Origin of the sequence: Jeotgalicoccus sp. FSL K6-3177 (assembly GCF_038050175.1) — a bacterium.
In the GTDB taxonomy this organism is placed as follows: domain Bacteria; phylum Bacillota; class Bacilli; order Staphylococcales; family Salinicoccaceae; genus Jeotgalicoccus; species Jeotgalicoccus nanhaiensis.
The window spans coordinates 2,032,327-2,054,139 of the sequence record NZ_JBBOSK010000001.1 but is presented as its reverse complement, the minus strand read 5'-3'; the positions used below and the strand labels follow the sequence as shown (position 1 = coordinate 2,054,139).

The window sequence follows — 21,813 nt, the reverse complement described above, 5'->3', positions numbered from 1 at the left end:
ATGTTTGATCAACTCGAAATAATAGAAAATCGGTATGAACAGCTGACAGAGCTGCTCAGCGATCCTGATGTAGTCAGCGATCCTGAAAAACTCCGCACGTATTCCAAAGAACAAAGCGACATTCACGATACTGTTGAAGTGTTCCGCGTTTACAAAGGACATCTGGAAACTATTGAAGAATCGAAAGAAATGCTGAAAGAAACAGACGACCAGGAAATGATTGACATGCTGAAAGAAGAAATTGCAGAAGCTGAAAGCATGCTGCCGAAACTGGAGGATGACTTAAAAATCCTTATTATTCCGAAAGATCCTAATGACGAGAAAAACGTTATTATGGAAATTCGCGGTGCTGCCGGCGGGGACGAAGCGCAGATTTTCGCAGGAGACCTCTTCAGAATGTATTCGAGATATGCCGAGGATCAGGGCTGGCGTACGGAAATCGTTGAGTCACAAAGCAGTGACCAGGGCGGATTTAAAGAAATCAGCTTTTTAATCCAGGGTAAAGGCGCCTTCTCGAAACTGAAGTTTGAGAATGGAGCACACCGTGTTCAGCGCGTGCCTGAAACTGAATCGGGCGGACGTATTCATACATCTACAGCAACTGTTGCTGTCCTGCCGGAAGTGGAAGATGTGGAAGTGAATATACGCAACGAAGATATTAAAATTGATACGTACCGTTCAAGCGGCGCCGGCGGGCAGCACGTCAACACGACTGATTCCGCAGTTCGTATTACCCACCTGCCAAGCGGCACGGTCGTTACATCACAGGACGAAAAATCTCAGATTAAAAACAGAGAGCGCGCCATGAAAGTGCTTAAAGCGCGCGTTTACGATATGATGCAGCAGGAAGCGCATGCTGAATATGCTGAAAAGAGAAAATCGGCAGTCGGGACAGGGGACCGTTCTGAACGGATCCGCACTTATAACTATCCGCAAAACCGTGTGACGGATCACCGCATCGGTTTAACAATTCAAAAACTTGATCAGATTATTGACGGCAGTCTGGATGAGCTTATCGAGGCGCTGGCTATCGAAGAACAGACTTCAAAACTGGAAGAACTGAACAATGAAACGATATAAAGCAGTACTTAAAGAGGCGGAAGCCTCTTTAAGTGTATCTGGACAGGAAACCCGGGTCGCAGCGATTGTAATGGAAGAACTTTTCGGTTTGAATTTTGCCGGGCTTATGGTGCACGGGGATGAACTGATGCCAAAAGAGGATTACAAAAAATTTGCTTCGGTTATCGAACGTGTCTGTCTGAATGAACCCTACCAATACGTTCTTGGAGAAGCGTATTTTTACGAATCTTATTTTAAAGTTACTCCGGACACGCTGATCCCAAGAAATGAAACGGAAGAGCTCGTGGATTTCGTGCTGAATAACGAACCTGACACAGGTTTAACAGCGGTCGATATCGGCACCGGTACAGGCGCAATCGGTTTAACTTTAGCTAAACACTGGACTTCAAATAAGGTAATAGTGACCGATATTTCACCGGGCGCGCTCAGCACAGCGCGTGAAAACGGCAGACGCCTCGGGGTGAGTGCGGAATATTTAGAAGGCAGTTTATTTGAACCATTGGTGGATAAAGAAATTAAAGCTGATATAATCATTTCTAATCCTCCGTATATCAGCGAGGATGAGAAACACCTTATGACGTCTTCAGTGGTTGAATATGAACCCGCGGCCGCCTTGTTTGCAGACGACGGAGGGCTCGCTCTATACAAAGAGATGATCCGCACTCTTCCCGAGGTGCTGAAGCCGGGCGGGCGGATATACTTCGAAATTGGTTTTAAGCAGGCAGATGCATTGAAATCTTATATTGAAACAGCCTGGCCTGGAACTATAGCGCACGTTATTAAAGACATCAATCAGCAGGACAGAATATTATATTTTACGCGGGGTGAAAAGAGTGACTAAAATTTGGAAAATTACCGAAGCAGACTTAACAGATGACAGTAAAAAAGCAGAAATCGATGAACAGCTGAAAGAAATAAAAATAGCTTTTACATACGGTGAAATTATCGGTATACCGACAGAAACGGTATACGGACTTGCAGCAGATGCACGGAATGCGGAAGCGATCAGTAAGATTTTTTCTGCCAAAGGACGCCCGGGGGACAATCCTTTAATTATACATATCCACGATATTAAGCAGCTGGCAGACTTTACAGCTGTGCTTGATAAACGCGTCATTAAATTAATGGAAGCATTCTGGCCTGGTCCGATTTCTTTTATTCTGCCGTTAAAAGGAGATTATCTATCATCAAATGCAGTGGCGGAGCTTGATTCTGTAGCAGTGCGGATGCCGAGTCATCCGGTAGGAAGAAGGATTCTGCAGTATGCTGATATGCCGCTAGCGGCACCGAGCGCAAATATTAGCGGCAAACCGTCTCCGACAAATGCAAGACACGTTATTGACGACCTCGAAAACAAATTATATGGTGTTGTCGACAGTGAATCAGCAACTTACGGCATCGAAAGCACAGTACTTGACTGCACGCAGTACCCGTACAGAATAGCCCGTCCGGGAGCGGTAACGAAAGAAGAGCTGGAAGAAGTGCTGGAAGCAGATATTGATACAGTGAGCGGAGAGACTGACAAACCGATTTCACCCGGTATGAAATATAAGCATTACGCCCCCGGTCAGCCTTTGATTGTAATCGAAGGCGGTATTAACAATAATACTAAGCTGCCAGTGGAGCGCCATCAGAAAGTCGGAATTATTGCACCTGAAACAAGCAGGGAATTCATCGGTGAAGATATACAGTTCATCAGTCTGTGCAGGGATCGTGACAGTTACAAAGAAGCAGCGCGTAATCTGTATTCTGCCCTCCGTATAATGGATGCTTCGGATGTCGATATTATTTTTATTCACGGTTTTGATAAGGTGCCGGAGTCAGCAGGGCTGATGAACCGCATATATAAAGCGACCGGGAATGAAGTGATTCAGGGTGAATAAAATGATTTTTGTATGTACAGGCAACACCTGCCGCAGTCCGCTGGCGGAAAGTTATGCGCGTATGAAATATCCGCATATGGATATTGCCTCGCGCGGACTTTATGTTACGGAAGGCAGCACGAACAGCCGGTCACTTTCCATAATAGAAGAAAAAGGTCTGCCTCTGCCGGCGAAACCGGCACAGCTCACAGCGGAAGATATTGAAAACAGCACGCTGCTCGTGATGAGCGGAAGACATAAAAAGACAATCCTCGCACAATGGCCAAAAGCGGATGTTTATCTTCTGTCTGAGTATGCAGAAGCCGGCGCGGCAGATATTCCCGATCCGTACGGCGGAACAAAAGACCAGTACGAAGAAGTATTTATGAGTCTAAAAGAATACATCGATAAATTTAAGTGGTAAGACCGGTAATCTTTTGAAACTCTTTATACCGATGGTTATAATATATTCTAAGGAGATGAGTGTATGAAAGTTGTGATTGCATCCGACCACGGCGGAGTTAATTTAAAACGGACCGTGACGGAATACTTAACTGATAAAAAGATTGATTTTACGGATCTCGGGCCGGACAGCACGGATTCTGTCGATTATCCGGATTACGCGAAACCGGTTGCTGAGAAAGTAGCCGCAGGAGAATATGATAAGGGTATTCTAATTTGCGGTACGGGTATCGGTATGAATATTACTGCAAATAAAACAAAAGGCATTCGCTGTGCTTTGGTACACGATACATTTTCAGCAAAGGCAACACGTGCACATAATGATTCCAATGTACTCGCGATGGGTGAAAGAGTTATCGGCCCGGGCCTTGCGCTTGAAGTGGTTGACACATGGCTGAACACTGAATTTGAGGGTGGTAGACATGAAAGACGCGTTTGTAAAATTGAAGAATGATTTGCAGGCATTGACTGACGATTTATATAAAGCTGATTTTTTCACGCCGGAAAAAGTGCTCGTTATCGGATGTTCAACATCGGAAACAATAGGAGAGCACATCGGTAAAAGCAGTTCAGATGAAGCGGCAGACGTAATCTTTAAACACTTTTTTGAAATCGCAAACAAAGAAAATATGCATTTATTATTTCAGGGATGCGAACATATCAACCGCTCTCTGACAACGTCGAGACACACTATGGAAGCATTAAAGCTGGAAGAGGTTACAGTAGTGCCGCACAAAGAAGCGGGCGGAAGCTTAAGTGAACTTGCTTATAAGGAGCTGTCTGACGCCGTTGTTGTTGAATCGGTTACGGCTGACCGCGGCATCGATATTGGCCAGACATTGATTGGTATGCATTTAAAACGTGTTGCCATTCCCGTAAGAACGTCTGTAAAAAAAGTTGGAGAAGCAGTTGTGACGATAGCAACAACCCGTCCGAAACTTGTCGGCGGGCCAAGAGCACATTATAAATAAAGGGGAGAATATAAATGTCAAATATTCAATCACAGGATCCACAGGTACAGGAAGTTATTGATAAAGAGCTGGAAAGACAAAATAACAATATCGAACTTATTGCAAGCGAAAACTTTGTTTCTCCTGCAGTTCTGGAAGCGCAGGGTTCAATCTTAACGAATAAATACGCGGAAGGATATCCGGGTAAACGTTACTACGGCGGATGTGAACATGTGGATGTTGTTGAAAACCTGGCACGCGACCGCGCTAAAGAAATATTCGGAGCAGAGCATGCCAACGTGCAGCCTCATTCAGGTTCTCAGGCAAATATGGCTGTTTACTTCTCAGTACTTGAACCGGGAGACAAAGTGCTCGGTATGGATTTATCTCACGGAGGACATTTAACACATGGCTCCCCTGTTAACTTCAGTGGAAAACTGTTTAACTTCCTGTCTTACGGTGTTGAAAAAGATACTGAGACAATCGACTACGATAAGGTAATGGAAATCGCCAAAAAAGAGCAGCCGAAAATGATAGTTGCTGGCGGCAGCGCGTATGTTAAAATACTGGACTTTAAAAAATTCCGCGAAATTGCTGATGCTGTAGGTGCATACCTGCTGGTTGATATGGCGCATATCGCAGGACTTGTTGCAGCAGGCCTGCATCCGAATCCGGTGCCATATGCAGACTTTGTCACATCGACAACTCACAAAACGTTACGCGGCCCGCGCGGAGGCTTAATTTTAACGACAGCGGACCATGCCAAAGCTGTCGATAAAAATATTTTCCCGGGGATTCAGGGCGGCCCGCTGATGCATGTTATCGGAGCAAAAGCAGTTGCATTCGGCGAAGCGCTGCAGCCGGAATTTAAAGATTATCAGCAGCGTGTTTTAGACAACGCAAAAGCCTTGGCCGAGTCGCTGTCAAAAGGCGGTCTCCGCATCGTTTCGGGCACCACGGATAATCATCTTGTACTCGTCGATGTTAAATCATTCGGCCTGACAGGGAAAGCGGCTGAAGAAGCGCTTGATGAAGTCGGTATTACAGTAAATAAAAACACGATTCCATTCGATGAGGCATCGCCTTTTGTGACAAGCGGCATCCGTCTCGGCACGCCTGCGATGACAACGCGCGGATTTACAGCGGATGACATGACAGAAGTCGGTCATATTATCGTTGAAACACTGACGCGAGTTAAAAATGAAGAGAGTCTGGATGGAATTTCAGAGAAAGTGACTAAATTGACAGGAAAGTATCCACTATATAAATAAACTGCGTTATAATATATACCGGATGGGATCATCCGGTTAATTTTTGGAGTGGAGGAAGATATATGTCGAAAGTACAAGTAATGGATCATCCGTTAATTCAGCATAAAATGAGTTATATCCGTGATGAAAAAACATCGACAAAAGAGTTCAGAGAACTGGTCGATGAAGTGGGTATGCTTATGGCTTATGAGGTAACGAGAGATCTTACACTCGAAGATGTGTCAGTACAGACACCTGTTCAGGAAACTACAGCTAAACGCCTGAGCGGAAAAAAACTGGGTATCGTCCCTATTTTACGTGCGGGGCTTGGTATGCAGGACGGTATCTTAAAACTTATACCATCAGCGCGTGTCGGACACATAGGTTTGTACCGGGATCCTGAAACGCTTGAAGCCGTTGAATATTATGCAAAGTTCCCGGGAGATATTGAAGAACGGGATATATTTGTTATCGACCCGATGCTTGCAACCGGTGCATCAGCAGTGGAAGCAATTACAGCAGTTAAAAAACACGGGGCAACAAAAATCCGTTTTATCTGTCTGATTGCAGCGCCGGAAGGTGTGGACGTATTAAAAGAAGCACATCCGGATGTAGACATTTATATTGCGGCACTTGATGAGAAACTGAATGAGAAAAGTTATATTGTTCCAGGTTTAGGAGATGCCGGCGACAGATTATTCGGTACACGATAAAAAATCATAGGAGATTGTTATGAAAAAAATTATGACGATTTTCGGTACGAGGCCCGAGGCAATTAAAATGGCGCCTCTCGTGCTCGAAATGAAAAAAGATGAAGATATTGACCCGGTTGTAGTAGTTACTGCGCAGCACAGAGAGATGCTCGATCAGGTGCTGACAACTTTCAATATTACACCGGATTACGACTTGAATATTATGAAAGCGGGCCAGACACTGTCAGAAGTTACCGGACGTGTAATCAGCGGTCTCGAATCAGTAATTAAAGAAGTTAAACCGGATATGATTTTAGTGCATGGTGATACAACAACTACTTTCGCAGGCTCGCTTGCTGCATTTTATAATGAAGTGGATATTGGTCATGTTGAAGCGGGTCTCCGCACACACAATAAATATTCACCTTTCCCCGAAGAAGCTAACCGTCAGATGACAGGTGTTTTGGCAGACCTTCATTTTTCACCGACTGAAGACGCGCGTCAGAATTTACTGGATGAGGCTAAAAATCCTGAAACGATTTCAGTTACAGGGAATACAGCTATTGACGCTCTGAAAACTACTGTTGATGAAAACTACCACAGTGATATCATTGAAAAACATAAAGATAATAAAGTTGTGCTGCTGACAGCACACCGCCGTGAAAATATCGGTCAGCCGATGCATAACATATTTGGGGCTGTACGTCAGCTTGTCGATGAGTTTGAAGATGTGACAGTTGTTTATCCGATGCACAAAAACCCTAAAGTCCGTGAAATCGCGGAGCAGTATTTAGGCAATCATGATCGTGTAGAGCTTATCGAGCCTCTTGATGTGCTGGATTTCCATAACTTTGCTGCAAGAAGTCATTTGATTTTGACTGATTCCGGCGGCGTGCAGGAAGAAGCACCGTCACTCGGTAAACCTGTACTCGTGCTGCGCGATACGACAGAACGTCCGGAAGGTGTTAAAGCAGGAACACTTAAACTTGCGGGCATTGAACAAGAGAACATTTACAACATGACTAAAGAACTGCTGACGGATGAAGCGCTTTACAATGAGATGTCTCAGACTCAAAATCCATACGGCGATGGTCAGGCATCACGCAGAATTTGTGATAACATAAAGTATTATTATGGACTCACTAAAGAAAAACCTATCAGTTTTTCCGTAAATGATTAGAAATTGTGAACATGTTGTTAAAATTTCCATATTTTGTTGACACAAAAATTGCGCTCCTATAAAATCAGTAGAGTATGTAATTGTTTTCACAACGTGTTACATTACCTGGGGAGTCGTCAAAGACAGTGAAAATTTTTAAAGGATATTTTAAAAACTTTATGAAATATTTAATAATACTTTTAATACTGAGTATTATTGCTTATATATTTACTTCTTTGCCGTTCTTTGCAGGGTTGTGCCTCGGCATCACCGGTTCTATGCTGTTATCTTATAATTGGTACTGGAATTTAAGAAATGCACAGCTCGGCGATGGCGGGAAAGTTAAGACAGGAACGCTGACGAGAATGCTTATCGTCACAGCGGCCTGTTTAATATGGGTGAGGTTTCCGGAAACTTTTAATATCATCGGTATTTTAATCGGGCTGCTCCTCACTTATGCGCTGATATTCTGGCGCGCAGCATCGGAACTTTTTAAACGGAAGAGGTGAAGAAATGGAACACGGAATTCCAACGTGGTCGTTTGATTTGTTCGGAATACCAATAGTATTCGAACTTGCAACTTCAATGATGATTATCATTACATGCCTGCTTATCTTTTTTACGCTGTTTTTCATGACGAGGAAGCTCGCGGTGCGTCCGACCGGCAAAGGTCAGGTGCTCGTTGAATCTTTAATGAACTTCGTTAAAGGAATAATCAAGAGCAACATGGCATGGAAAGAAGGCGCACAGTTCCACTTTTTAGCGCTGACATTGTTTTTATTCATTTTAATCGGTAACTTGATCGGTATACCGTTGTCGTTTGTCGCACCGGATGCGGATCATACACTGTGGGTGAAATCACCGACAGCTGACCCCGTCGTAACGCTGACACTGGCAGGGCTGATGATTGTATTGACACACTACTACGGCGTGAAAATGCAGGGGATGCGCGGTTATTTGAAACAATATGTTACGCCGATGTGGTGGCTTGCACCGATTAAATTCATCGAAGAATTTACATATAACCTGACGCTTGGTTTACGTCTGTACGGTAACGTTTATGCGGGAGAGATACTGCTTCTCTTGCTTCTGGGATTAGTAACCGGGGGAACGGTGCTCGGAGCATTAGGATTTATTCCTTTAATGGTATGGCAAGGATTTAAAGTATTTATAGGTGCGATTCAGGCATTTATATTCGTAATGTTATCAATGGTTTATCTGTCACATAAAGTGAGCGATGATCATTAATATAATAAAAAAATAATAATATACAATTTTCTAGGAGGAAATATTTTATGAATTTACTAGCAGCTGGTATTGCAGCAGGATTAGCGGCACTTGGCGCATCTTTTGGTATTGGTATGGTTGTTTCTAAAACAGTTGAAGGTGTTGCTCGTCAGCCTGAATCACGCGGTCCGTTACAAACGATTATGTTCATCGGTATTGGTGTAGTTGAAGCCGTTCCAATTATGGCCATCGTTATCGCGTTCCTGCTTATGTTCACGTTCTAAGAGTCGTTATATAAGGCGAAGTCTTATTTAAAGATTTCGCCATCTTATTATGTAAATAACTACGAGAGTTAGAGACTTTTTTGAAAGGAGTGTACATAGGTGGAACTATTAATTTTAGGTGCTGCTGGTGAAACAATGGGTACGGCTGTTGGGACTTCGCTCGTTCTTCTTGCGAGTTTTCTGACACTGCTTGCAGTATTGTCATACTATGTGTGGAAACCAGTTAAGAAAGTTATGGATGACCGTGAACAACTAATCCATGATGATATCGATTTTGCTGAAAACAGAAAATTAGAAGCTGAACGCTTAAAAGAAGAGAACGAAGCACTGCTGAAATCAACGCAGGCTGAAATCTCTGAACTTATGGAAAACGCTAAAAATCAGGCGAAGAAAGAACAAGAGTCGATTATCGATGATGCACAGGCGCGTTCTTCTCAAATGATTCATGAAGCACAGGCGGATATTGAAAGAGAAAAAGAAAAAGCAATCCGTGATATTAATGATCAGGTAGCTGAACTTTCAGTACTGATTGCAGAGAAAATGATACAAAAAGAAATTAACTCTGATGATCAGAAAAACCTTGTAGCGAACTACTTACAGGAAGCAGGCGATAAATAATGGCTAATCTCAGTCAAAAATACGCCCAGGCTTTGTTCGACGTCGCAGAACAGCACGGCAGTCTTGAAGGTGTCAAAGCTGATTTCTATGAAGTGACTGAAGCAGCGGCTTCAGTCGGGAACTTTATTGAATTCATGGACAACCCGAAGATTACACGTGAGAAAAGAACTGCAGCGGTGGAAGCAGCTTTCGGTCAAAGCGACAGACTGCTCTTGAACCTGCTGCGCATCTTGTCGGATAAAAAACATATGTCATTGCTCGAAGAAATATACGGCGAATTCTTATCATTATATGATGAGGCTCACAATCAGGCACGTGTAACAGTGGAGTCGGTTTATAAATTATCTGCAGAAGAGCTGGATCAGCTTGGCCAGGTATTTATCGACAAAACAGGTTATGAAAAGTTACTTATTACCAATGAAATAAATGAAGAGCTTATCGGCGGCGTACGCGTGCTTATAGGTTCAAAAGTTTACGACGGTTCTTTACGGAACCAGCTGGACAATCTCAGAAATAATTTTAAAGAACATACGAATAGCTAAAGGAGTGACATTTTCATGGCAATCAAAGCTGACGAAATAAGTGCTCTCTTAAGAAGCCAGATCGAAAATTATGACAAGGATATGCAGGTTACCGATGTCGGTACTGTTATCCAGGTGGGTGACGGAATTGCACTTGCTCATGGTTTAAACGATGCGATGGCAGGAGAGTTAATTGAGTTCCCGAGTGGTGTACTCGGTCTTGCTCAAAACCTTGAAGAAAATAATGTTGGTATCGTAATACTTGGTCCAAGTGACGATATTAAAGAAGGCGACGAAGTTAAACGCACCGGCCGTATTATGGAAGTTCCCGTTGGTGAAGAACTTATCGGCCGTGTAGTGAACCCGCTCGGTCAGCCGATTGACGGCAAAGGCCCTATAAACACAACTAAAACACGTCCTATCGAAAGTCCTGCGACTGGGGTTATGGATCGTAAAAGTGTTGATGAGCCGCTGCAGACAGGAATTAAAGCTATTGACGCCTTAGTTCCAATCGGCCGCGGACAGCGTGAGCTAATTATCGGTGACCGCCAGACAGGTAAAACGACACTGGCAATCGATACTATTTTAAACCAGAAAGATCAGGACATGATTTGTGTCTACGTAGCGATTGGTCAAAAAGAATCAACGGTACGCCAGACAGTTGAAACGCTTCGTAAAAACGGTGCGCTGGATTACACAATCATCGTTACTGCGGGTGCAGCTGATCCTGCTCCATTACTATACATTTCACCATACGCTGGTGTATCTATGGCCGAAGAATTTATGTTTGACGGCAAACACGTTCTAATCGTCTATGATGACTTAACGAAACAGGCAGCTGCCTACCGTGAGCTGTCATTGCTGCTGCGCCGTCCGCCGGGCCGTGAAGCATTCCCGGGTGACGTATTCTACCTTCACAGCCGTCTTCTTGAACGTGCTGCGAAATTAAACGATGACCTCGGAGGCGGCTCAATTACCGCGCTGCCATTTATCGAAACACAGGCAGGGGACATCAGTGCCTTCGTTCCGACGAACGTTATCTCGATTACCGACGGTCAGATCTTCCTGCAGTCGGACTTGTTCCACTCAGGTGTGCGTCCAGCAATTAACGCCGGACTTTCAGTATCTCGTGTCGGTGGTTCAGCACAGATCAAAGCGATGAAAAAAGTAGCGGGTACGCTGCGTTTAGATCTTGCTGCCTACCGTGAGCTCGAAGCTTTCGCCCAGTTCGGATCAGATCTGGATGAAGCGACTAAAGCTAAATTAGACCGCGGTGCCCGTACAGTAGAAGTGCTTAAGCAGCCTGAAAACGCACCGCTTAAAGTAGAAAAACAAGTCGTTATTCTATTCGCACTTGTTAACGGCTATCTGGATGATGTTCCAGTTGAAGACGTTACGCGCTTCGAAGCAGAATTCCTGAACTGGCTGGAAGCAAACGACGCTGACTTATTAAATGAGATCCGTCAGACTAAGCAGCTTCCTGACAGCGATGCATATGATAAAGCAATTACGAGTTTCAAAAAGCTTTTCAACCCTTCTAACTAAGAAGTAAGTAATTACTAAGGTGGTGAATTCATGGTTTCACTCAGAGAAATTAAAGGCCGTATTGGCTCTACGAAGAAAATGAGTCAATTAACAAGCGCAATGCACATGGTTGCCAACTCTAAACTGTCCAGAGCTGAACAGAATTCAAAAAAATTCCAGCCGTACATGGATAAAATCCAGGAAACAGTGAGAGCAATTGCAGCCGGTGATACCGAAAGCTCACACCCTATGTTAGAAGAGAGACCAATTAAGAGAACGGGCTATATCATAATTTCAAGTGATACAGGTAAAGCTGGTCCTTACAATAACAATGTCGTTAAAGCTATCACTGAAGAAGCTGAAAAACGGCATGATAACAATCCCGATTCATATGATTTATTCGTCCTCGGAAAAATTGGCTATGAAACTTTAACAGGGCGTGGCTTCCATGTTACAAATCATCGTCTTGGATTACCCGACCAGCCGGACTTTGCCAGCGTAAAAGAAATCGCTGTTCAGTCGGTTAACGGATTCATAAATGAAGATATCGATGAGCTTTACATTATTTATAACAAGTTTGTAAATATTTTAGAGCAGCAGGTAACAGTTCGTAAAGTATTACCGCTGACAGAAACTGATATACAGACTGATCATTCTGAATCAGCACTCTCAAATTACGAATTTGAACCGGATAAAGAAACAATTCTTGAAACAATTTTACCTCAGTATGCCGAGAGTTTAATTTACGGCGCACTGCTCGATGCGAAAGCAAGTGAGCATGCAGCACGTATGACAGCTATGAAGGCAGCAACTGATAATGCGACAGAGCTTGTTGGCGATCTTCAGCTGCAGTATAACCGCTTAAGACAAGCGGCGATTACGCAGGAAATTACAGAAATCGTCGGCGGCGCATCTGCACTAGAATAATTGGGATTAGGAGGAAATTAAATGGCTTTAGGTCAAGTAGTCCAAGTAATGGGACCTGTAGTTGACGTGCGTTTTAACGAAGGTGAATTACCTGAAATTAATAACGCGCTGGTAGTTAAAATTGACAATGCTGATTCAGAGCCGATCTCTCTGACACTAGAAGTTGCGTTACATCGCGGCGATAATGTAGTCAGAACGATTGCGATGAGTTCTACTGACGGCTTGCGCCGCGGTGCTGAAGTAGAGAACACAGGTTCTCCGATTACAGTGCCTGTAGGAGAAGTGACGCTTGGTCGTGTATTCAACGTCTTAGGTGAACACATCGACTTAGATGGACCGATTTCAGCTTCTGAACGCCGTGATCCAATTCACCGTTTAGCTCCGAAGTTTGATGAACTGTCAACTTCAACTGAAATTCTTGAAACTGGTATTAAAGTAGTAGACCTTCTTGCACCTTATACTAAAGGTGGTAAGGTCGGTCTCTTCGGCGGTGCCGGCGTAGGTAAAACAGTTCTTATCCAGGAACTTATCAACAACGTTGCACAGGAGCACGGCGGTATTTCGGTATTCGCGGGTGTTGGTGAACGTACACGTGAAGGTAATGACCTTTATTACGAAATGAAAGACTCAGGCGTTATCGCGAAAACTGCAATGGTTTTCGGCCAGATGAACGAACCGCCTGGTGCACGTATGCGTGTAGCACTTTCAGGCTTAACAATGGCAGAATACTTCCGTGACGAACAGGGTCAGGACGTACTTCTGTTTATCGATAATATTTTCCGTTTCACTCAGGCGGGATCTGAAGTATCAGCGCTCTTAGGACGCATGCCTTCAGCGGTAGGTTACCAGCCTACACTTGCAACTGAAATGGGTCAGCTGCAGGAAAGAATCACGTCAACCAACGTTGGTTCAGTAACTTCAATTCAGGCGGTCTTCGTACCTGCCGATGACTATACTGACCCGGCTCCGGCTCAGACGTTCGCTCACTTAGATGCAACGACTAACCTGGAGCGTAAACTTTCAGAGATGGGTATCTACCCGGCGGTGGACCCGTTAGCATCTACTTCACGTGCGCTTTCTCCGGCAATCGTCGGCGAAGAACACTATAAAGTAGCGAGAGATGTTCAGTCTACACTTCAAAAATACCGCGAGCTGCAGGATATCATTGCTATTCTCGGTATGGATGAGCTTTCTGAAGAAGATAAAAGTACTGTATCACGCGCACGCCGCATACAGTTCTTCTTAAGTCAGAACTTCCACGTGGCAGAACAGTTTACGGGCCAGAAAGGTTCTTACGTACCTGTTAAACAAACAGTTCAGGACTTTAAAGCTATCTTGGAAGGCAAGTATGATCATGTACCTGAAGATGCTTTCCGTCTTGTTGGCGGCATTGAGGATGTACTTGAAAAAGCGCGTCAGCAAGGTGTAGAAGTCTAAAACGGGAGGGTAAAACATGGCAACAATTGCACTTGATGTAGTTACTCCTAACGGTTCTGTTTTCCACGAAGAAGACGCGGAAATCGTTATTCTTCAAACTAAACAGGGTGAGCTTGGTGTAATGGCCGGTCATATTCCGACTGTAACACCGCTTAAAATAGGTGTCCTTCGCGTTAAAATAAACGGTAAATTTGAATATCTGGCTGTAACGGAAGGGTTTGCAGAAATCAGACCTGAACAAATCACAGTACTGGTACAAGCGGGCGAGTTTTCGAAAGATATCGATTCGGAACGTGCCGAGGCTGCGAAAGAGAGAGCGGAAAATCTGCTCCGTCAGACGCAGGATGAGCGTGTCGACAGATATCGTGCAGAGCTTGCTTTACAGCGCGCGGTTAACCGTTTAGAAGTATCTAAATATTAATTCCAAAAAGACTGGATCTTCCAGTCTTTTTTTTATCGGAAGGAGGAATTATCTTGGGTTTCTCACAGTTTGCATTAATGCATATTCTGCTGCATCTTTTGTGTATTTCACTAGCATTCTGGGTATTAAAAGGAGTAAGGATTGAAAGTTTATTCAACAAAGGAGAAACCGGCAGAATCAGGCTGGTAATTATTCTGCTCAGTATCCTTTTAGGCACAGCGCTCAGCAACTTTATTATGGACATCTTCAGATATACACAGGAAGCATCGCTCCTGTTCAGCTAAATGCTTTACAAGTGATGCTGAAACACCGTATTATTATAATGAATGGTATAGAGAAATATGGAGTGAGAAGATGGATAGAATTATTGTTAAAGGCGGCCGAAAGCTGTCGGGTTCTGTTGAAATTGAAGGAGCCAAAAATGCAGTATTGCCGATTCTGGCAGCTTCGCTCTTAGCTGGCGAAGGACGTTCAATAATTAAAAATGTACCCGAATTATCAGATGTAAATACATTAACAAAATTAATTACGAGAGTCGGTGCAAAAGCATCAGCTGAAAAAAATAGTGTTGTTATCGATGCGAGCGGGGAATTGAACTGTGTCGCACCTTATGAATTAGTAAGTAAAATGCGTGCAAGCATGCTTGTTATGGGACCGTTATTAAGCCGTTACGGCTACTGCAATATTGCTATGCCCGGCGGCTGCGCAATCGGTTCGCGCCCGATCGAGCAGCACATTAAAGGTCTTGAAAAAATGGGAGTCTCTTTCGAACAGACTGCAGGTTATATAGAAGGTAAAATTGAAGGACGCCTTCAGGGGACTAAAATCCATATGGATTTCCCAAGTGTCGGCGCCACTCAAAACCTGATGATGGCAGCAAGTCTTGCCGAAGGTACTACTCACATTGAAAATGCTGCGATGGAACCTGAAATTGTCGATCTTGCGAATTACATTAATTCAATGGGCGGCCGTGTCATCGGTGCAGGTACCGGACATGTTAAAATTATAGGTGTTGAGAAACTGCACGGCGCAGAACATACCGTCATTCCGGATCGTATTGAGGCAGGTACATTTATGATTGCCGGTGCGATTACCCGCAGTGAAATTCTTTTAAAGAATGTTGTTATCGAGCATTTATCTGCAGTAGTGGCGAAACTTGAAGAAATCGGCATACGGTTTGTCGAGGAAGGCAATGATGTGAGAGTTATTCCGCTGGAAGATTATAAACCGACGGATCTAAAAACTATGCCTCATCCCGGTTTCCCGACAGATATGCAGAGCCAGATGATGGCGCTCTTAACGACAATTGACGGGACGAGTATCGTTACGGAAACAATATTTGAAAACCGTTTTATGCATGTGAGGGAATTTGCAGCAATGAACGCAAATATTTCACTTGAAGATAATCATGCGGTTATCCGCGGCGGCAGTCAGCTGTACGGTGCGACAGTCCGTGCCTCAGATTTAAGAGCAGGAGCGGCTCTCGTACTTGCAGGTCTCGCAGCTGACGGTTACACTACTGTAACTGAACTTCAGCATCTGGACCGCGGTTACGTGCGTTTCCATGAAAAATTGAAAGCACTTGGTGCAGATATTGAACGCGTGAACGACAGTGCGTCTGATAAGCATTTGGTGACATCAGAGTAAAGGGGTAATACTATGGCAGAACAACAGCAGAAAATAGTTCACCGTAGGTTCCCATTGTTGGTTAGAATTCTATTGTTTTTCTACGTTGCAATCGTTCTCGTCTTTTTAGGACTGATGATTGGCTTCGGCATACTGGATAATCCGTTCGGGGTGTTCCGTATTGAAACGTGGGAACATATCATTAACTTAACTAGGGGTTGACGACAGACATGCTGACATATGATCAGATTAAAGCAATAATTCCGCACCGCCCGCCGTTTTTGCTGGTTGACAGAATTACAGAAACAGAACCGGGCAAAAGCTGTAAAGGTATAAAACAGGTATCCGGGAACGAACCGTTTTTTGAAGGTCATTTTCCGGATTATGCTGTGATGCCGGGAGTACTGATAGTAGAATCACTTGCACAGGTAGGTGCTGTAGCACTGCTTCAGCAGGAAGAATTTAAAGGAAAGCTCGCATTTTTTGCAGGCATTGATAAATGCCGTTTCAAAAAACAGGTAACACCGGGCGATACTTTGGAACTGTCAGTAGAAATTACTAAACTCCGCGGACCGATTGGTAAAGGCTCTGCAGTTGCAACTGTCGATGGACAGGTTGCATGCCAGTGCGAAATAACATTTGCAATTTCAGATAATGAAACAGACACAAAATAAAAAGAACAGCTGCACATCATGTAAATTTGATGGACAGCTGTTCTTTTTATTTATCTTCTTTTCTAAAGTTCTCTTTTGACTCCATGCGGGAATTGAATTCATTAATCAGCGCTTTTCCTTCGTAACCTTCTTCAACCAGAAATTCCAGCAGATCTTCTGCATAATTAGGCCCCTGATCAATAATAGAACCTTTAAAAATCACAGATATTTTATCATCCATCTGATTGATATCCATCAGTCTGCCTGAAAATTTAGCCGGAGCATTTGAAGGACGTGTAATAGTAACCATCATTTCCAGTAACTGGTTTTTTAATTTTTCTAAAATCGAAGACAAATCCCCATCGGTTACAATTTCAATAATCCACGGTGCGTCACCATATTCCATATTAATAATTACGCCGTCTTTTACTTCCGGAACGATAAAGTTTTGTTCCTGAATAATCTTCATATCTATTAATTTAAACGATTTCATATTTGCTGTCCCCTTTTAACAAAGTACAAAATTAATTTATTTGCAGCAAAAAATCCCCGGTAATTAAAAAACTGATTCATTTTGCTTATGTATTCATTATTATTGTATTATATATCGCACTGAAATGAAATTATTGTCTTTTGCAGAAAATTACCGCAAGTATTACATTGTAATCAGAAAGGGGGTGATAGTGAATGATGAACAAAGTATTGCTTGTCGGCGAACTTATCAGCAATAATGTTATTGCAAAAAATGCGCAGGGGAGTGTAAATGCATTTATCATTGCAACAGTCCGCGTGCCAAAAGATACCCGGAGAGATAAAGAAGTACATTTCTTATACTGCAAGGCGTTCGGTAAAAGTATCCCGGGTGTGCTTGACGAAGCGAAGACCGGCGACATATTATGTGTCAGCGGCCAGCTCGCGACCACATCTTTTACGAAGAAAGACGGTTCCAGGGAATACCGCATGGAAATATGGGCAGAGAGCATAAAACATGTGCCGGATAAAATCCGGGAACGCACTGATATATCAAATCCATCCCGCTTGATCGAACAGGCAGTACATCATTACAATATTAGTGAATCGCTTGGCGAAAAGTATGTACATACACTCAGCCAGGAAAAAACAGAACAGAAAACTGAAAAAGAAAAGCATATTGAAATAATTTCTAATATTGTAGATGAAAAAGAAAATGACAAAGATGAGACAGCACCTGATGATACTAAGAAAAAAATATTAGCCTGACAGACAGACCCGCCCTTTTGAACTGTGTTCTACACCCATTCATTCTCACACACATGCATACTGATGACCTGCTGCGGTTAATCAGTATGTTTTTTTTGTATAAAGAAACAGATTCTTTACGTTCTTGGCATTTATGTTACAAATAACAGATTAGTCTGTTTACTTTAGCGTTTAGGTTGTTTTTACATAAACTTTACAAAAGGCGGTGCAATAACATTTTCCCGGCAGTTTTTAAATAAGCTGAAGAGACGCGGAAACTGAAAAAGAAGGAGTGTAATAAAGCGGCCAAAAGAGAAATGAGATTGTAACAAGATTGTAAAGTAAGGACGGTCTTTTTATATTGCTGTAACCTATGAAACATAATTATCCTCTATAATGTGAAACAGTGATAAAAACGTTAACGGTGCAAGCAGCCGTAAAATATAATAACAAATTTTTTTTGGAGGATTATACAATTATGAAGAAAGTTTTAGCTTTAGGTGCAGCAGTCGCTGTATCAACAACGATTGCCTACAGTGCAGAAGCAGCATCTCATACAGTAGAATCAGGAGACTCTCTTTGGGCTCTTGCTGAAGAAAATAACGTGACGGTAGAATCAATTAAAAAAGAAAACAAATTAACTTCTGATGTAATCGTCCCAGGTCAGATTATTGAAATCGACAGTGAAAAAGAAGATAAAGAAGAAGTTAAAGAAGACAAAAAAGAAGAAGTTTACATAATCAAAGCAGGCGATACATTATTTGAAATCGCAGTGGAATTCGATGTAACAGTTGCGGAATTAAAAGAATGGAATAACTTATCATCAGACATTATCTTTGAAGGCAAAGAATTAATTGTTTCAGGTGATGCAGCTAAAGCAGCTGCACCAGTTGAAGAAGCACCGGCAGCAGAAGAAACTGAAGCCGCTCCAGCTCAGGAAGAAACATATGAAGAGCCTGCCGAAACAGAAGAGAATAACTACAGCTACCAGTCTGAAGAAGAGACTTATGAAGAGCCTGTACAGGAGCAGCCTGCACCAACCCCGGCTCCAAAGACTCAAAATGTCAGCACAAGCGCTAACACTAACAGCGGTTTAAACTGGGGTGCTTTAGCAGCATGTGAATCAGGCGGTAATGCGAGCGTAGTAAGTTCAAACGGTCTATACCACGGTCTTTACCAGTTTGACGCTCAAACTTGGCAGTCAGTGGGCGGATCTGGTGTAGCTTCGGATGCATCAGCAGCTGAACAGACAGAAAGAGCACAAACTTTATATAACTCAAGAGGTTCATCACCATGGCCTGTATGCGGTGCAAGACTGTAATAACAATATAATTTCTAAAGACCGGGACAATTGTTCCGGTCTTTTTTCATTCTTAAAAACACTGTCCGATTGCGGATATGGTAAAATTAACAGAAAAACAAGGGGGCTTACTGATGCTGGAATTGAAAAATGTATCCAAACATTTTGGGAAAGTGCGTGCTGCGGAAAATCTTTCTTTCAACTTGAAAAAAGGAGAGGTTTTTGGTTTTATCGGACCAAACGGTGCCGGGAAATCGACGACGATACGGATGATTATCGGCGCCTTGAAACCCACTCAGGGAGAAATCCTCTATGCAGGAAAAAATATAAAGAAAAATAAAAAGTATATTGAAAATATCGCTTACGTTCCCGGAGATGTAAACCTGTGGGGAAACCTGACCGGAGAAGAAGTAATCAACTTTATGATGAAGACACGCGGTTATGAGAACAATGAAGAAAAGTGTCGGCTCATCGACAAATTTAAATTGGACGGCAGTAAAAAATCGAAGACTTATTCAAAGGGGAACCGGCAAAAAGTTGCATTGATCAGTGCTTTTTTAAGCGATGCGGAACTTTTAATCTTTGATGAACCGACGACGGGGCTCGATCCGCTGATGGAACGTGTTTTCCACGAGGAAGTAATACAGGCGAAAAATGCGGGGAAAACAATTCTTTTATCGAGCCATATATTATCGGAAGTGGAGAAGCTGGCTGACCGCATCGCCATTATCAGAAATGGTAAGATTATAGAATCCGGCAGTATGGCTGAACTGCGTCATATCACACGGATGGAATATATAATTGATACGGATGATGATATTACAGCCTTAAAACACCGGAGTTTTGTTCATGAATTTTCAGAATCACCCGATGGTTATCATTTATTTATCGACAATGAAAAAATCCCGGAGTTTCTGAAATATTTAAAATTATATAACTTGAAAAGTTTAACCACCGCACCGCCGCGGCTGGAAGACATTTTTATGCGCTATTACGAGGATAGCCAATGACTTATTTCAATATGCTGATGAAGAATCTGAGAGTGAAATCAGCGCTTTGGATAATTGCACTGTGCGGTTTATCACTCGCAGTACCGCCGGTGTTCGAAGGGCTGTACAGTACGTCAGCAGAACGGGAAGGTATGAAAATGACAGTGGACAATCCGGCGATGATTGCGCTGATTGGTCCGGTGCCTGGCGGCGAATATACAACAGCTGTGATGTTCGGTCATCAGATGCTGATGTTCATGGCATTGTTTCACGGTCTTTTCAATCTTATAATCGCAAATGGTCTGGCTCGAAAAGCTGAGGACGCGGGATTAACCGAATATATCCTGAGCGCAGGTGTCGGCAGAAAAACTATAGTTACAGCCCAGCTGATGAACGGTGCGGTTATTAATTTGCTGGTCTTTGTTATATTAGCGGGCGGTTTAAGTTTATATAATATTGATGGCCTGTCCTTATACGGAAACTTTTATTATGCACTCGGTCTTGCCTTATTCGGTTTTTTATTTTTCGTTATAACACTGGTATTCGGAAACTTATTCGACAGCGGCGACCTGACCTTCGGCATGTCCCTTGCGCTGCTCCTGGGGTTCTACTTATACCGTGCAGTAACAGACGCTTTAGATACAACTTACTCGGTAATATCACCATATCACTGGCTGTCGCGCATTGAAGTATACGGGAGTAACTCGGGAATATGGCTGCTGCCGTTTGCTGTGATTTTAATCCTGATTGTCCTGAGCTGCGTATTATTTTTAAAGCGTGACATCGGGGACAGTTATATAAAAATAAATAAAGAAAAGAACATAAGAAAAATATCCAGCTATCCTAAACTTGCTTTTCTAAATATGCGGGTAATGATTTTCAGCTGGCTGGCCGGTCTGTTTGCCGCCGGCTTATCTTACGGCTCCATATTCGGAGATTTGGAGAGTCTGATCGGAGATAATGATATGCTCCGGGAGGCACTCGGCGACAATAATCCGGCAGTCTTCTTTATCGGCATGCTGCTGGTGATATCGGCGCTAATATCGGCTGTGCCCGCCCTGATGATTAACGGACGTATCCTCACCGAGGAGAAAAAGGGACGCCTGGAAGTGATGAATGCCGGTACGCTGAACCGGAAAGTATCGCGCGGTACTATTTTTACAACACATTATCTGTACGGTATCGGGACAGGAGTGTTATCTTTTCTCTTGACGATAGCCGGCATGTACCTTGCCAGTATAAATGTTGCGGATTTGAGTGTTTCTCTTAAAGACTTCGGTCTTGCGGCAGTAAATTACTGTGCGGGTATTATATTTATAGCAGGGATATCCGCATTATTTGCGGGAATCTCCAGAAAGCTGCATACTGCAGCATGGATATATATTGCCTATATCTTTTTTGCAAACTACTTTGGCGTGCTGATAAATATCGATGAAGTGTATTTAATGCTCAGCCCGTTTTACTATTTAAGTGATATGCCTTACGAAAGAATGAATATCAGTGCTGTTTTAATTATCGCGAGCCTCGGAATTCTTTTTGCCGCAATCGGAACGGCGGTGTTCAGACGCCGCAATCTGCTTTGACGGCTAAAAGAAATATGGTACGCTTATGTC

27 protein-coding genes are annotated in these 21,813 nt (G+C 43.1%); 26 read left to right on the top strand and 1 reads right to left on the bottom strand.

Going from position 1 to position 21,813, the window contains the following annotated elements:
- The 22 genes from prfA to fabZ all read left to right on the top strand — a co-directional run bounded on the left by prfA (nucleotide 1) and on the right by fabZ (nucleotide 16,714).
- Complete coding sequence (gene prfA / locus MHH58_RS10495) at nucleotides 1–1,080, top strand: peptide chain release factor 1 (RefSeq protein WP_341345850.1); 1,080 nt, start codon at nucleotides 1–3, stop codon at nucleotides 1,078–1,080.
- Nucleotides 1,067–1,921 (top strand): peptide chain release factor N(5)-glutamine methyltransferase, encoded by an 855-nt coding sequence (gene prmC, locus MHH58_RS10490; protein ID WP_135099405.1) that lies wholly within the window; start codon nucleotides 1,067–1,069, stop codon nucleotides 1,919–1,921. The genes prfA and prmC overlap by 14 nt, the downstream gene beginning before the upstream one ends.
- On the top strand, nucleotides 1,914–2,963 hold the full coding sequence (locus tag MHH58_RS10485) for an L-threonylcarbamoyladenylate synthase (RefSeq protein ID WP_318272369.1): 1,050 nt from the start codon (nucleotides 1,914–1,916) through the stop codon (nucleotides 2,961–2,963). The genes prmC and MHH58_RS10485 overlap by 8 nt, the downstream gene beginning before the upstream one ends.
- A 1-nt stretch (nucleotide 2,964) precedes the next feature.
- On the top strand, nucleotides 2,965–3,366 hold the full coding sequence (locus MHH58_RS10480) for an arsenate reductase/protein-tyrosine-phosphatase family protein (protein WP_135099403.1): 402 nt from the start codon (nucleotides 2,965–2,967) through the stop codon (nucleotides 3,364–3,366).
- A 63-nt stretch (nucleotides 3,367–3,429) separates the two neighbouring features.
- Nucleotides 3,430–3,858, top strand: a complete 429-nt coding sequence (gene rpiB, locus MHH58_RS10475; protein WP_135099401.1) for a ribose 5-phosphate isomerase B — start codon at nucleotides 3,430–3,432, stop codon at nucleotides 3,856–3,858.
- A complete protein-coding gene (locus MHH58_RS10470) occupies nucleotides 3,827–4,375 on the top strand; it encodes a TIGR01440 family protein (protein ID WP_135099399.1) in 549 nt (182 codons plus the stop codon). The genes rpiB and MHH58_RS10470 overlap by 32 nt, the downstream gene beginning before the upstream one ends.
- Before the next feature lie 14 nt (nucleotides 4,376–4,389).
- Nucleotides 4,390–5,625: a serine hydroxymethyltransferase gene (glyA, locus tag MHH58_RS10465; protein ID WP_341345849.1), complete on the top strand. Its 1,236-nt coding sequence runs from the start codon at nucleotides 4,390–4,392 to the stop codon at nucleotides 5,623–5,625.
- A 62-nt stretch (nucleotides 5,626–5,687) separates the two neighbouring features.
- Nucleotides 5,688–6,317 (top strand): uracil phosphoribosyltransferase, encoded by a 630-nt coding sequence (gene upp, locus MHH58_RS10460; RefSeq protein WP_115885109.1) that lies wholly within the window; start codon nucleotides 5,688–5,690, stop codon nucleotides 6,315–6,317.
- A gap of 19 nt (nucleotides 6,318–6,336) precedes the next feature.
- On the top strand, nucleotides 6,337–7,476 hold the full coding sequence (gene wecB / locus MHH58_RS10455) for a non-hydrolyzing UDP-N-acetylglucosamine 2-epimerase (RefSeq protein ID WP_341345848.1): 1,140 nt from the start codon (nucleotides 6,337–6,339) through the stop codon (nucleotides 7,474–7,476).
- Between the two features lie 125 nt (nucleotides 7,477–7,601).
- Nucleotides 7,602–7,964 (top strand): ATP synthase subunit I, encoded by a 363-nt coding sequence (locus tag MHH58_RS10450; RefSeq protein ID WP_115885107.1) that lies wholly within the window; start codon nucleotides 7,602–7,604, stop codon nucleotides 7,962–7,964.
- A gap of 4 nt (nucleotides 7,965–7,968) precedes the next feature.
- Complete coding sequence (gene atpB / locus MHH58_RS10445; protein WP_341345847.1) at nucleotides 7,969–8,703, top strand: F0F1 ATP synthase subunit A; 735 nt, start codon at nucleotides 7,969–7,971, stop codon at nucleotides 8,701–8,703.
- 47 nt (nucleotides 8,704–8,750) lie between these two features.
- Nucleotides 8,751–8,966 carry a F0F1 ATP synthase subunit C gene (gene atpE / locus MHH58_RS10440; RefSeq protein ID WP_026859255.1) on the top strand — a complete coding sequence of 72 codons (216 nt, stop codon included), beginning with the start codon at nucleotides 8,751–8,753 and terminating at the stop codon, nucleotides 8,964–8,966.
- Between the two features lie 99 nt (nucleotides 8,967–9,065).
- The gene (locus MHH58_RS10435) at nucleotides 9,066–9,584 is read left to right on the top strand and encodes a F0F1 ATP synthase subunit B (protein WP_115885105.1); all 519 of its coding nucleotides are present in this window, start codon (nucleotides 9,066–9,068) and stop codon (nucleotides 9,582–9,584) included.
- Nucleotides 9,584–10,126 (top strand): F0F1 ATP synthase subunit delta, encoded by a 543-nt coding sequence (locus tag MHH58_RS10430; RefSeq protein WP_341345846.1) that lies wholly within the window; start codon nucleotides 9,584–9,586, stop codon nucleotides 10,124–10,126. The genes MHH58_RS10435 and MHH58_RS10430 overlap by 1 nt, the downstream gene beginning before the upstream one ends.
- 15 nt (nucleotides 10,127–10,141) lie before the next feature.
- Nucleotides 10,142–11,650 (top strand): F0F1 ATP synthase subunit alpha, encoded by a 1,509-nt coding sequence (gene atpA, locus MHH58_RS10425; RefSeq protein WP_341345845.1) that lies wholly within the window; start codon nucleotides 10,142–10,144, stop codon nucleotides 11,648–11,650.
- A gap of 30 nt (nucleotides 11,651–11,680) precedes the next feature.
- The gene (atpG, locus tag MHH58_RS10420) at nucleotides 11,681–12,556 is read left to right on the top strand and encodes an ATP synthase F1 subunit gamma (protein ID WP_135099387.1); all 876 of its coding nucleotides are present in this window, start codon (nucleotides 11,681–11,683) and stop codon (nucleotides 12,554–12,556) included.
- Nucleotides 12,557–12,577: 21 nt separating this feature from the next.
- Nucleotides 12,578–13,993, top strand: coding sequence for a F0F1 ATP synthase subunit beta (gene atpD, locus MHH58_RS10415; RefSeq protein ID WP_135099385.1), 1,416 nt, complete (start codon nucleotides 12,578–12,580; stop codon nucleotides 13,991–13,993).
- Between the two features lie 16 nt (nucleotides 13,994–14,009).
- Nucleotides 14,010–14,414, top strand: a complete 405-nt coding sequence (locus MHH58_RS10410) for a F0F1 ATP synthase subunit epsilon (protein ID WP_341345844.1) — start codon at nucleotides 14,010–14,012, stop codon at nucleotides 14,412–14,414.
- Between the two features lie 53 nt (nucleotides 14,415–14,467).
- Nucleotides 14,468–14,698, top strand: coding sequence for a DUF1146 family protein (locus tag MHH58_RS10405; RefSeq protein WP_135099381.1), 231 nt, complete (start codon nucleotides 14,468–14,470; stop codon nucleotides 14,696–14,698).
- Between the two features lie 70 nt (nucleotides 14,699–14,768).
- A complete protein-coding gene (gene murA / locus MHH58_RS10400) occupies nucleotides 14,769–16,061 on the top strand; it encodes a UDP-N-acetylglucosamine 1-carboxyvinyltransferase (protein ID WP_135099379.1) in 1,293 nt (430 codons plus the stop codon).
- 12 nt (nucleotides 16,062–16,073) lie between these two features.
- On the top strand, nucleotides 16,074–16,262 hold the full coding sequence (locus MHH58_RS10395; RefSeq protein WP_026859246.1) for a DNA-directed RNA polymerase subunit beta: 189 nt from the start codon (nucleotides 16,074–16,076) through the stop codon (nucleotides 16,260–16,262).
- An 8-nt stretch (nucleotides 16,263–16,270) separates the two neighbouring features.
- The gene (gene fabZ / locus MHH58_RS10390; RefSeq protein ID WP_341345843.1) at nucleotides 16,271–16,714 is read left to right on the top strand and encodes a 3-hydroxyacyl-ACP dehydratase FabZ; all 444 of its coding nucleotides are present in this window, start codon (nucleotides 16,271–16,273) and stop codon (nucleotides 16,712–16,714) included.
- Nucleotides 16,715–16,760: 46 nt separating this feature from the next.
- Here fabZ and MHH58_RS10385 read toward each other — a convergent pair whose 3' ends face one another.
- Nucleotides 16,761–17,186: a YwpF family protein gene (locus MHH58_RS10385; RefSeq protein WP_135099375.1), complete on the bottom strand. Its 426-nt coding sequence runs from the start codon at nucleotides 17,184–17,186 to the stop codon at nucleotides 16,761–16,763.
- A 194-nt stretch (nucleotides 17,187–17,380) separates the two neighbouring features.
- Between MHH58_RS10385 and MHH58_RS10380 the strand changes: the two genes are divergently transcribed.
- The 4 genes from MHH58_RS10380 to MHH58_RS10365 all read left to right on the top strand — a co-directional run bounded on the left by MHH58_RS10380 (nucleotide 17,381) and on the right by MHH58_RS10365 (nucleotide 21,783).
- Nucleotides 17,381–17,932: a single-stranded DNA-binding protein gene (locus MHH58_RS10380; protein ID WP_135099373.1), complete on the top strand. Its 552-nt coding sequence runs from the start codon at nucleotides 17,381–17,383 to the stop codon at nucleotides 17,930–17,932.
- Between the two features lie 457 nt (nucleotides 17,933–18,389).
- Nucleotides 18,390–19,232, top strand: a complete 843-nt coding sequence (locus MHH58_RS10375; RefSeq protein ID WP_341345842.1) for a transglycosylase family protein — start codon at nucleotides 18,390–18,392, stop codon at nucleotides 19,230–19,232.
- Between the two features lie 113 nt (nucleotides 19,233–19,345).
- Nucleotides 19,346–20,221, top strand: coding sequence for an ABC transporter ATP-binding protein (locus MHH58_RS10370; protein WP_228063504.1), 876 nt, complete (start codon nucleotides 19,346–19,348; stop codon nucleotides 20,219–20,221).
- On the top strand, nucleotides 20,218–21,783 hold the full coding sequence (locus MHH58_RS10365; protein WP_341345841.1) for an ABC transporter permease: 1,566 nt from the start codon (nucleotides 20,218–20,220) through the stop codon (nucleotides 21,781–21,783). Before MHH58_RS10370 ends, MHH58_RS10365 begins: the two co-directional genes overlap by 4 nt.
- The last annotated feature ends 30 nt before the right edge of the window (nucleotides 21,784–21,813 follow it).